Source organism: Mycobacterium sp. (assembly GCF_035570115.1).
Classification (GTDB): domain Bacteria; phylum Actinomycetota; class Actinomycetes; order Mycobacteriales; family Mycobacteriaceae; genus Mycobacterium.
On the sequence record NZ_DATMLH010000263.1, the window covers coordinates 1 to 10,945 of the forward strand.

Sequence of the window (10,945 nt, forward strand, 5' to 3'; positions counted from 1 at the left end):
TCGTGCACCTCACCGATCTTGTAGCTGATACCGGTGTAGTAGAGGATGCGCTCCGTCGTCGTCGTCTTTCCGGCGTCGATATGCGCCATGATGCCGATGTTGCGGACCTTGGTCAGGTCGGTCAGCACGTCCTTCTGTGCCTCAGAAGTCTTCCCACTCTTTCGATTGCTTGTCAGTTCGCTGTCAGTTGTCGCCCGGCCACTTTGCCAGTTTGGCGCCGGTGGCGCCTCTACCAGCGATAGTGCGCAAAGGCGCGGTTTGCCTCGGCCATCTTGTGGGTGTCCTCGCGTCGCTTGACGGCGGCACCGAGGCCGTTGCTGGCATCCAGGATCTCGTTTGCCAGGCGCTCAGTCATGGTCTTCTCCCGACGCTGCCGGGAGAAGCTGACCAGCCAGCGCAGCGCGAGCGTGGTGGACCGATCGGGCCGCACCTCGACGGGCACCTGATAGGTGGCACCACCGACGCGGCGGCTGCGCACTTCCAGTGCCGGCTTGACGTTGTCCAAGGCCCGCTTGAGTGTGATCACCGGATCGGTGCCGGTCTTCTCGCGGGCTTGTTCGAGCGCAGCATAAACAATGCGCTCGGCGAGGGATTTCTTCCCTTGCAGCAAGACTTTGTTGACCAGCTGGGTGACCAATTGCGACCCGTAGACCGGGTCGTTAACGAGCGGGCGCTTGGGCGCCGGTCCCTTGCGCGGCATCAGCTCTTCTCCTTCTTCGCGCCGTAGCGGCTGCGAGCCTGCTTGCGGTTCTTGACACCCTGGGTGTCCAACGAACCGCGGATGATCTTGTAACGGACACCGGGCAGGTCCTTCACACGGCCGCCACGCACCAGCACCATCGAGTGCTCCTGCAGGTTGTGCCCCTCGCCGGGGATGTAGGCCGTCACCTCAACCTGGCTGGTCAGCTTGACGCGCGCCACCTTCCGAAGCGCCGAGTTCGGCTTCTTCGGAGTCGTGGTGTACACGCGAGTGCACACGCCACGGCGCTGCGGGCTGCCCTTGAGGGCCGCGGTCTTGACCTTGGCGACCTTGTCGCGGCGCCCCTTGCGGACCAGCTGCTGAATGGTTGGCATCTACCGGCTTCCTATTAGTTCTGCTCGTTTATCGGTGCTTCAAGTCTCTGTACTGCAGTTATGCCCTGCCACAGTCCCCCGGGGCCGGGTGTGTCGCAGGCGCCCGCCGCAGAACTTTGTTCGTTGCGTCGTGGACATGCGAATTGGCCCGGCGCGCGCGTCTTAAGTGAAGCGCCTTAAGCCGCCAGGCACGAGCAACAACAATACCCGCCGCTGGTCGGGCAGGTCAAAGCGACGGCGTTGCCGTCCGGTGCCAGGTTAACGGGCCTATTGGGCGCTGCCTTCGCTGCGGCGCTCCATGCCGGCCGCGAGCCGCAGCACCATGTCGGAGAAGACCGTGTCGGTGTCGACGATGTCGTCCATCACACCGGTCATTTCCAGCAGCACGAAGCCGTGCATCGCCGACCAGAATTCCAGCGCCGCGTAAAAGGCCTGCTCGCTATCGAGCCCATAGGACGACAACACCGCCATCACCGGTGCCGACGCGCCCTTGGTGGCCGCAGTGAACTCCGGATCGTCGCCGCCGGACAGCGGCATCCGGGTGAACGCCGAATACCGGCCCGGGTGGTGATGGGCATAGCTGCGGTAAGCGCCGGCCATCACCAGCACGGCATCGTCGCCGACTCGTCCTTCGGCGACCCGGGCCAGCATGGTGATGATGTCGTCGATCACCCGCATCCGCACCGTGCGGCGCAGGTCTTCCAGGCTGTCGACGTGGTTGTACAACGACGGGCCCTTGGTCCCGAGTTGCGTCGCCAGGGCATTGATCGTCAGCGCGTCCCACCCCTCCCGGTCCAGGAAGGTAAGCGCGGAGTTGACGATGATCTCGCGGCTCAGTCGGGCCGGCCGGGCCGCAGACTTCGCCCCGGTGCCCCGACCGGCCGACGACTCCGGCTCAGGTGCCATGGCGATCGCCCTTCGGGTTGCTAATCAGCGAAGAACTCTAGTCTGCCGACAACGCGGCTGGTGCCGAGTGGAAATACCGGCCGCTTGCGATCGGCCGGCATATGGGGGAAGCGGGCCATGCCGCGCGGCAATCCACGTACGCTCTCCTCCAGCAGATCACGCGCCATGGTGAGAGGAGCCCGCGGTGAAATGGACACTGCCATGCCGAGCCTTGGCCGCCTGCGCGATCGCGATTCCGTTCAGCCTGACCGCCGGGGCGGCGACCGGGCACGCCAAAAACGGTGATACCCATGTCACCGGGGAGGGTCTCGAGCAGACGATCGACTGCAATGGCGCCACGCTGCTCGTCGACGGGACCCGGAACACCGTCAACGCGCTGGGCACCTGCTGGGCGGTGACGGTGATGGGCTCGGGTCACACCGTCGTCGCCGACAACGTCGTCCACGACATCACCGTCTACGGCTCCAACGAGTCAGTTTTCTACAAAAGCGGCCAGCCGATCGTCTGGGACCGTGGCCGCGAACTCGGCATGACCAACCGCATCAGTCAGGTAGCGGGGTAAAGCGTGCGCGCGCTGGTCCTGCCGCTATCTACCCTCGTGCTGGTGTTCGGCATCGCCGGCTGCGGCGGCACGAACAACAACGCGGTCCCTTCTACAAGCGGGTCCGCCTCCGCCACCGCGACGAGCCCAACGACGTCGACGACCAGTACGGGTGCGCAGTTCGATATCGGCAACACGATCAACTATGGATCTCTCGGTACCACAACCACTCTCGATTGCGCCGACGGAAAGTCCCTCAACGTGGGTGGCAACAACAACATACTGACCGTCAAAGGCACCTGCGGGACGGTGAGTATCGGCGGTGCCGACAACAAGATCACCATCGACAAGATCGACAAGCGACTCAACGTCGTGGGGATCAACAACACGATCACCTACAAAGACGGCAACCCCAAGGTCGAGAACCTCGGCAACGGCAACACGATCACCAAGGCCAGCTAGTCGGCGCAAGCGGCGGGTCTTCGCTGCCCACGCAGCGCTGCGGAGTGGCTGCTGGCATCATGGGTGATTGCTCGCCAAAAAAGAAGGGTTGCAGTGCCGTTCGATATCCTGATCAACGGCGGTGGCATCGCCGGGCCGTGTTTGGCCTTCTGGCTTACCAGGCAAGGCCACACCGTCACAATCACCGAACAGGCTCGCCAGCTACGCACCGGTGGGCAGGCTGTGGACTTCCGAGGCCCGTCGCTCGTGGTGCTCGAGAAGATGGGCCTGCTGGCACAGGTGCGAGCCAGCGCCACGGGGATGGGGCCGCTCGTCCTTGTCGACGAACGCGGAAAGGAAGTCGGCCGGCTACCCACCGAAGTGATCAGCGGCGAGCTGGAAATCTTCTGGGGCGACCTCGCGGGCATTCTGTATGAAGCCGTCCGCGAGGATGTCAATTACCTCTTCGGCGTTCGTGTTACGAGCCTCGACGAGGACGGACACCGGGTCAACGTAACCTTCAGCGACACATCGACGGGCAGCTATGACATCGTGATTGGGGCTGATGGGCTGCACTCCGTGGTGCGCAGCCTGGTTTTCGGTCCGGAAGAGCAATACGTCACACAGCTGGGTCAGTGCTTCGGATTCTTCGATACCAATAACCATCTGCGGCTGGACCATTGCGGCATGGCGTGCGCCGCTTCCGGTCGAACCGCGGTGCTGCAAGCTACCGATCCCGACCTGCCCGCGCGAGCAAGCTTCTATCTCACCGACCCCGCGGTCAGTTTCGACTATCGCGACACCGAACACAACAAACGGCTGTTCGCCGAGCGGTTCAGCGGGATGGGTTGGGAGGTAACCAATTTGCTGGAAGGGCTCGCCGAGGCCACTGAGGTGTACTTCGACTCGATCGCCCAAGTACACCTGGACTCCTACTCTCGCGGTCGGGTATGCCTGATCGGTGATGCAGCTTGGTGCGCTTCACCCCGTTCGGGAATGGGTACCAGCCTCGCGGTGGTTGGGGCCTACGTGCTGGCTCACGAGCTGCGTGCGGCGGGTGGCGACCACACGGCCGCGTTCGCCACATATCAGCGGCTTTTGGCGTCGTACGTCGCGCGGTGCCAAAAGCTAGCTGCCGGCAGCCTCAAGATCGACAATTTCTCCTCGGGCTGGCGCGCCCAACTACGCAACGTCGGTATTCGGCTGCTGCGCATCCCGGTTGTCAGCAAGCTGGTCGCCAGGCAGTCGCTGGCTGTCGGGCGTTCTTTCACGCTGCCGAGCTACTGAGCTCGTTACACCGCGGTTGCGCTGTGACGGCCGGCCGATAGCAACCGAGTCGGTCGTCAGCTCGTGGCCGCGCCGCGTTTCGTTCCTCTCGCAGACCGTCTCTCTGCTATACCGCAGCGGCGCCGTGCCGGCCGGCCCCGGCAGCGAAACGTCCCGCACCTTCCGTCGCTTCGGCGGCCACGCGGGAAATGCTCGCGAATTCGTAGTCAAGAGCGTCTGATTCGGTCATCCCCCACTGATGCAGCGCTGAGAGTCGATCCGATCGCATGCACTGCTGAGGCAATGCGGCCAGCTCGGCGGCGAGTTGCTCGGCGGCCTCGCGGGCCTGTCCTTTGGGCACAACACGATTGGCCAGTCCCATTGCCAGCGCTTCGGTGGCGTCGACCGCGCGGCCGGTGAGAATCATGTCCATCGCCCGGCCCTGCCCGATCAGCCGCGGCAGCCTGATGGTGCCACCGTCGATCAGTGGCACACCCCACCGGCGGCAGAATACCCCGAAGACGGCGTCCTCCTCGGCCACCCGCAGGTCGCACCACAACGCGAGCTCCAGGCCGCCGGCGACGGCGTAGCCACTGACCGCAGCGATTACCGGCTTTGACAGTGCCATTCGCGTCGGACCCATCGGGCCCGGACCCGTCCGGTGTACTGCGTTGGCCTCCGATGTGCCGAACGCCTTCAAATCAGCTCCGGCGCAGAAGGTTCCGTTATCACCCCATAACACCGCCACCGAAGCGTTGTCGTCGTGATCGAACTCCTCGAACGCCGCGAACAGCGCAGCAGCCGTCGGGCCGTTGACGGCGTTGCGGGCCCCCGGCCGGTTCAGGATCACGGTGGTCACCGCACCATTGCGTTCTACGCGTACCGGATCGCTCATGTCGCCTCCACTAATCGGATACCGTCGCGCCGCTCGGTCAGTTCGGCCGCGAAGTCGTTGTAGGCAGCGCGCAGCGGCGCTCCCGGCCAGTCTGCGGGCAACAATTCGGACGGCAGCACCGGGTCGATCAAGAGGTGGCGCACGATCGCAGCGGCGACCACGAACCGAGCGGGAACATTGGCTGCCTCCGACATCTCGGCGAGCAGCCGGTGACCGGTGCGGGCCCACGACGACAGGTCCCAAAGCTGTCCAGCCAACTCGGCGGGCGCGTCATCACGGGCCTGCACTATCCGCACCCGAGCACGCAGTTCGGCGTCCAGATCGACCTCGAGGTTGTCCGGCCGCATCCACACCCCCTCGCGCAGTTCCCCGAAACGCTTGTCGTGCAGCGTAGTTCGCAACGCAGCACGGGTCCGGGGGTCGGTACCGACGCTGGTCACAATCACAGTGGTCCAGTATCCGCGCCACGGTCGCAGCTGTGGCCTCATGGCATCGTCCTGCCTGCGCTGCCGGGCCAGCAGCCGCTCGGCGAGTCGGTAGCCGTCGGCGGACCGGATCAAGTCGCCGGCGCCGACCATTCGGGTCAATGCGACCCGCAACGTGGGTTCCCTGATACCGAAGTCGCTGGTGAGCCTTATCAATTCAGCCGCGCTGGCCCACGCCGGATGGGCGCCGAGCAACACGCTAAGCACCACCGACCGCGCGGTCATGCGGGTGAGCGATTTTGACATCGTGTTGACCCGTCAAACCTGGGAAGCTCGGCGACCGTAGTCGTCGAACGGTTCATCGCGGTGCCGCACCGCGTCGCGAAAGCCGTGCTCGACGGCGTCGGCGACGAACGCGTGCCCCTCGGGTGTGTGCCGGGCGACGCCGTCGAAGACCGTGCTGACCATCCGGCTGGTAGCCACACCCTGTTGCAGCAGCGCCGAATTGAGCGCGAGTTTGACCATAATCAGCTGATTGACCGGCACCGCGGCGATCCGCTCGATCAGGCGTTCGGTGCGCTCGTCGAGGTGTTGGGGGTCGGGCGCCTCGACTGCCAGGCCCCACTCGGCGGCTTGTGCCCCGGTGATGCAATCCCCGGTCAGCAGAAGACGTTTGGCACGCTGGTCACCCAGCCGGTGCGCCCAGAGCCCCGCGGCCGGCACTCCCCAGACCCGGGTCGGCGGGTAGCCGATTTTGGCGTCCGACGCGACGATCACCTGGTCGGCGTGCAGGGCGATGTCGGTACCGCCCGCCACACAGTAGCCGTGGATCTTGACCACCGTGGGCTTGTCCGCGTGCATCAGGCTGGAAAAGCCACGTACGAAGCGGCTCATCATCTGGTAGTCGATCATCGGATCCCACGGCTGATTCGGTAAGTGGTTGACCGCCTGCGTCTTACCGTCCAGCACCGTTCCCTGGTAGGCGCCGGTGCCACCGGCTGAGCCGGTGCGGTCGGCGTAGGCACTCAGGTCGAAGCCCGCGCAGAAGCCCTCACCCCTGCCGGAGACCAGGATGACGTGCACATCCGGGTCCAGATCGGCCCGTTCGACCAGAGCCGACAGTTCCAGCGGGGTGTCGGCAACGATCGCGTTGCCCTTCTCGGGACGGTTGAAGGTGATACGCGCAACCCGATCGGTGACCTCGTAGGTCATTGTCTTGAGGTTGTCGAAGTTAACCGGTCTCATCGCATGAGTCATGAGCGCCGCTCTCCTCCGCTCCGCTTTGCATCGTCGCCGGCTGGGATCATGCGCCGCTCCTCCGCATCGCTCCGCTCTGCATCGTCGCCGGCGCGGATCATCCCTTGATCATTGCCCGCTCGAGGATCGGAGCGAGATCCAGCCCGGAGGGCATGGTTCCGAAAGCACCGCCCCACTCCCGGCCGAGGCGAGTCGCCGAGAACGCCTCGGCCACAGCGGGATGTCCGTGGCGCACCAGCAGCGAGCCCTGCAGCGCCAAGCAGATGTCCTCGGCGACCTTGCGGGCCCGGTACTGAATGGTGTCCAGATCGCCGAGCTGCGTTCGCAGGCGCTCGATGTGGCCGTCCAAACGCGAATCCTGGCCCGCGCTCTTGGCCAGCTCGTCAAACAGCACGTCAACACACTCCGGACGAGTTGCCATGGCGCGCAATGTATCCAGTGCGCTGACGTTGCCGGATCCCTCCCAGATCCCCATCAGCGGTGCCTCACGGTACAGCCGCGGCATGCCGGAATCCTCGACATAGCCATTGCCACCCAGGCATTCCAGCGCCTCGACGGCGTGCGGGGCGGAGCGCTTGCACACCCAGTACTTGCTGGCCGCCAGTCCGATCCGGCGCAGCAGCGTTTCTGTCTGGTCTCCGCGAATGGCGTTATCGGTGGCGCCGGCCATGCGCATCGCCACCATGGTGGCGGCCTCAGCCTCAACTGCCAGATCCGCCAACACATTACGCATCAGCGGCTGGTCGATCAGATACTCGCCGAATGCCTTGCGGTGCTGCGCGTGGTGGACGGCGTGGGTCAGCCCGGTGCGCATACTGGTGGCGCTGCCCAGCGTGCAGTCCAGGCGGGTCAGGTTGACCATCTCGATAATGGTCGGGACGCCGCGGCCCTCCTCGCCCACCAGCCACGCGGTGGCGCCGTCGTACTCCACCTCGCTGGACGCGTTGGCGTGGTTGCCGAGCTTGTCCTTGAGCCGCTGCAGCAGCATCCGGTTGCGGGTGCCATCGGGCAGCACTCGGGGCAAAAAGAAACAGGACAGCCCGCCGGGCGCCTGCGCGAGCACCAGGAACATGTCGGACATCGGCGCCGAGGTGAACCACTTGTGACCGGTCAGGCTGTAGGTGCCGTCGGCGTTGCGGGTGGCCTGGGTCGTACCGGCACGGACATCGGAGCCACCCTGCTTTTCAGTCATCGACATGCCCGCGGTCATCCCGAGCTTTGTCGTCGGCACCTTGAGTTCGCCGTCGTAGTGCCGGCTGGTCAGCAGCGGCTCATAGACGGCAGACAGCTCCGGGTTGAAGCGCAGCGCCGGAATGACGGCGTACGTCATCGAAATCGGGCACATATGGCCGGCTTCGGCGGTCCACACGCTGGTCTTGGCCGCCCGGACCACATGCGAACCGGGCCGGTCGTCGGCCCACGGCGCGGCGTGCAGACCGTGCTCGATCGCGGTCCGCATCAGCTCGTGGTAGGCGGGGTCGTACTCGACCTCGTCGATGCGATGGCCGTAGCGGTCGTGGGTACGCAGGATCGGTTGGTTGCGGTCGGCCAGCTCGCCCCAGCGCTGCGCCTGCCTGGACCCGGAAATCGCACCGACCGTCGTCACCTCGTCCAGGCCCCACTGCCCGCCTTCGCGGATCAGGGCCTCGATAAGCACCGGCGAGGATGCCGGGTTGTGCTCCTCCAGCGGCGGGACCTGGTTGGTGACGACATGAGTATCTGACATGCCCAACATGTTACATTTTTTCTACAACCGAACAAGACCTGTAATGCTCAACGGGGATGAGCGGCGAAGAACTCCCACAGCTTCTGGGTGGCGAAGTCGGGCCAACGGTGGCCGCCGCCGTCGATGGTAATCAGCACCACGCTGCGGTTGTCGGCACATCCGGCGGTCGAGGTGGTGACCGACCCACTGGTCGCGACGGACGGCGCCTGACATTGATCGACCCTGCGCCAGAACGCATTCAGCTCTGGTATTGGCGGGCCGTTGATGTGGACGAAGCCACGGCCGGGCCCGCCGCCGTAGGGAATCAGCGGATCCTTGGAGCCATGAATCGCCATGACCGACGCCGGATGCGGTGACCTGCACGGGTCGAACTGTGTGCCCGAAACCGGGCCGACCGCAGCGAAGAGCGCCGTGTCGCACGCCAGGGTGTAGGACAGCATGCCGCCATTGCTCATGCCGGCGGCGTAGACCCGGGAGCCGTCGATGCTGACGTTGCGGCCGATGTCGGCAACGGCCGCGGTGATGAAGCCGACGTCGTCGATGCCTTCCTTGGCGGGCCGGCCGCAGCAGCCGCCGCCGTTGACGTTCCAGGCCCGGTTCAGGCCATCCGGATAGGCGACGACGAACTTGGCCGAGTCCGCTAATCCGTCCCAGCCGTAGGACCTTTCGGCCTGTGCGGCGCTGCCGAAGCCGCCGTGCAGCATGACAACGAGTGGGGCTGACGTGGGCAATCCCGCCGGCTTGTAGAGCCGGTAGGTGCGGTCATGTCCGCCGACGCTGATCGTGTGCACGCTGTTGCCTTCGGCGAAGGCTGACGATTTTGCCGTTTCCCTGGCAACGCAGCCGGCGATGACCAGCGCTAGGCCGAGAAGTGCGACGACCCGCGCGACCATGGCCGTACGTTTCGCTCAGCTCAGCCGCTCACGCAAAAACGCGATGTCGTCCTTGCGGCCTTCGTCGGCCGTTTCGCAGATCACCGGCGCATCCGCGGCCTTGACCACCGCCACCAGCAGCTCGGGATCGATCTGCCCGGTGCCGAAGTTGGCGTGCCGGTCGCGACCCGAGCCCGCCGAATCCTTGGAGTCGTTGCAGTGCACCAGGTCGATGCGGCCGGTGATGCCCTTGATGGTGTCGACGGCGTCGATTAGCGCCTCGCCCGCGGCCCAGGCGTGACAGGTGTCGAGGCAAAAGCCGATCCCTTTGTCGCCGATGTGATCCCAGAGCCGTCCAATGGTGTCGAAATGGCGGGCCATTGCGTGATCGCCGCCGGCGGTGTTCTCCAGATACACCGGAACTTCGGTCTGCAATTGTTCGAGCGCCTTGCGCCAGCGCTGGAAACCCTCGTCGAGCTCGCTGTCCTCGGCGACGTGCCCACCGTGAACGATCACCGCGGCAGCACCGATCTCGGCCGCCGCGTCGCAGGTGTCCTGCAGGATCTTCCGCGACGGGATCCGCACCCGGTTGTTCGCCGACGCGACGTTGATCAGATACGGCGCGTGGACGTAGATCGGTAGGGCCGCGGCTTTGAGCTGTGCGGCGTCCTCGCGCGGCTTGGGCGCTTTCCAGCTCTGCGGGTTGCCGAGAAAGATCTGCACCACGTCGGCGTTTTCGGCGGCAGCGGCGGCCAGCGGATCCTGCGGGCTTACATGTGAACCGATAAGCACGTCGTCCAGTCTAGTGAGAGACAGCGACGCCCTCTGCCGAACGTGCGGCTGGACGCACACTCGGCGCCGAACGTGCGGCTGGAAGCGCACTCGGCATAGCCGCAACGAAAAGCCCCGGGGGCGAACCCCGGGGCTTTTTCGATCGTTGACTAGCGGTAGTCGCTGTAGCCGTAGTCGTCCAGCGGAACCGCGGCTCCGGTGGCCTGGCCGAAGTCCGGGCTGTAGTACTGATCCTCGTAGGACGGGATCGTGTACGCCGCAGCGCGGGCCTCCTCGGTGGGCTGAACCTGGATGTTGCGGTAGCGGTTGATACCGGTACCGGCCGGGATCAGCTTTCCGATGATCACGTTCTCCTTCAGACCCTGCAGCTTGTCGCTGCGGCAGTTGATCGCCGCATCGGTCAGCACTCGCGTGGTCTCCTGGAACGACGCCGCAGACAGCCACGAGTCGGTGGCCAGCGACGCCTTGGTGATACCCATCAGCACCGGGCGGCCCGCGGCGGGCTCGCCGCTCTCGGCCACTACGCGACGGTTCTCCGCCTCGAAATCCGCCCGGTCGATCAGCGAGCCAGGCAGGAATTCCGTCGAGCCCGAGTCGATGATGGTCACCCGGCGCAGCATCTGCCGGACGATCACCTCGATGTGCTTGTCGTGGATCGACACACCCTGCGCCCGGTAGACCTCCTGGACCTCCTTGGTCAGGTGGATCTGCACCTCGCGGGGGCCCTGCACGCGCAGCACCTCGTGCGGG

Annotated in this window: 13 protein-coding genes and 1 pseudogene; 3 read left to right on the forward strand and 11 right to left on the reverse strand. The window is 65.3% G+C overall.

Going from position 1 to position 10,945, the window contains the following annotated elements:
- The 4 genes from VNW74_RS24845 to VNW74_RS24860 form a co-directional block, all read right to left on the reverse strand.
- On the reverse strand, positions 1 to 176 hold a 176-nt coding region (locus VNW74_RS24845; RefSeq protein WP_325681801.1), incomplete at its 3' end, for a GTP-binding protein.
- Positions 177 to 229: 53 nt separating this feature from the next.
- Positions 230 to 700 carry a 30S ribosomal protein S7 gene (rpsG, locus tag VNW74_RS24850; protein WP_325681782.1) on the reverse strand — a complete coding sequence of 157 codons (471 nt, stop codon included), beginning with the start codon at positions 698 to 700 and terminating at the stop codon, positions 230 to 232.
- On the reverse strand, positions 700 to 1,074 hold the full coding sequence (gene rpsL / locus VNW74_RS24855; protein ID WP_007767794.1) for a 30S ribosomal protein S12: 375 nt from the start codon (positions 1,072 to 1,074) through the stop codon (positions 700 to 702). The genes rpsG and rpsL overlap by 1 nt, the downstream gene beginning before the upstream one ends.
- 267 nt (positions 1,075 to 1,341) lie before the next feature.
- Positions 1,342 to 1,980: a TetR/AcrR family transcriptional regulator gene (locus tag VNW74_RS24860; protein ID WP_325681784.1), complete on the reverse strand. Its 639-nt coding sequence runs from the start codon at positions 1,978 to 1,980 to the stop codon at positions 1,342 to 1,344.
- Between the two features lie 184 nt (positions 1,981 to 2,164).
- Between VNW74_RS24860 and VNW74_RS24865 the strand changes: the two genes are divergently transcribed.
- The 3 genes from VNW74_RS24865 to VNW74_RS24875 all read left to right on the forward strand — a co-directional run bounded on the left by VNW74_RS24865 (position 2,165) and on the right by VNW74_RS24875 (position 4,249).
- Positions 2,165 to 2,542, forward strand: a complete 378-nt coding sequence (locus VNW74_RS24865; protein ID WP_414686766.1) for a DUF3060 domain-containing protein — start codon at positions 2,165 to 2,167, stop codon at positions 2,540 to 2,542.
- Between the two features lie 3 nt (positions 2,543 to 2,545).
- A complete protein-coding gene (locus VNW74_RS24870) occupies positions 2,546 to 2,983 on the forward strand; it encodes a DUF3060 domain-containing protein (protein WP_325681786.1) in 438 nt (145 codons plus the stop codon).
- Positions 2,984 to 3,076: 93 nt separating this feature from the next.
- Complete coding sequence (locus VNW74_RS24875; protein ID WP_325681788.1) at positions 3,077 to 4,249, forward strand: FAD-dependent monooxygenase; 1,173 nt, start codon at positions 3,077 to 3,079, stop codon at positions 4,247 to 4,249.
- A 106-nt stretch (positions 4,250 to 4,355) separates the two neighbouring features.
- Here the strand turns inward: VNW74_RS24875 and VNW74_RS24880 are convergent, their stop codons facing one another.
- The 7 genes and pseudogenes from VNW74_RS24880 to VNW74_RS24910 form a co-directional block, all read right to left on the reverse strand.
- Complete coding sequence (locus VNW74_RS24880) at positions 4,356 to 5,123, reverse strand: crotonase/enoyl-CoA hydratase family protein (RefSeq protein WP_325681790.1); 768 nt, start codon at positions 5,121 to 5,123, stop codon at positions 4,356 to 4,358.
- The gene (locus VNW74_RS24885; protein WP_325681791.1) at positions 5,120 to 5,854 is read right to left on the reverse strand and encodes a PaaX family transcriptional regulator C-terminal domain-containing protein; all 735 of its coding nucleotides are present in this window, start codon (positions 5,852 to 5,854) and stop codon (positions 5,120 to 5,122) included. Before VNW74_RS24885 ends, VNW74_RS24880 begins: the two co-directional genes overlap by 4 nt.
- A 12-nt stretch (positions 5,855 to 5,866) precedes the next feature.
- The gene (locus VNW74_RS24890) at positions 5,867 to 6,805 is read right to left on the reverse strand and encodes a crotonase/enoyl-CoA hydratase family protein (RefSeq protein WP_325681793.1); all 939 of its coding nucleotides are present in this window, start codon (positions 6,803 to 6,805) and stop codon (positions 5,867 to 5,869) included.
- Between the two features lie 97 nt (positions 6,806 to 6,902).
- A complete protein-coding gene (locus VNW74_RS24895) occupies positions 6,903 to 8,531 on the reverse strand; it encodes an acyl-CoA dehydrogenase family protein (RefSeq protein WP_325681795.1) in 1,629 nt (542 codons plus the stop codon).
- Positions 8,532 to 8,578: 47 nt separating this feature from the next.
- Positions 8,579 to 9,424, reverse strand: coding sequence for an alpha/beta hydrolase family esterase (locus VNW74_RS24900; protein WP_325681797.1), 846 nt, complete (start codon positions 9,422 to 9,424; stop codon positions 8,579 to 8,581).
- A gap of 15 nt (positions 9,425 to 9,439) precedes the next feature.
- Positions 9,440 to 10,195 (reverse strand): deoxyribonuclease IV, encoded by a 756-nt coding sequence (locus VNW74_RS24905; protein ID WP_325681799.1) that lies wholly within the window; start codon positions 10,193 to 10,195, stop codon positions 9,440 to 9,442.
- A 149-nt stretch (positions 10,196 to 10,344) separates the two neighbouring features.
- A pseudogene (locus VNW74_RS24910) lies at positions 10,345 to 10,945 on the reverse strand (DNA-directed RNA polymerase subunit beta'); the annotation flags it as partial.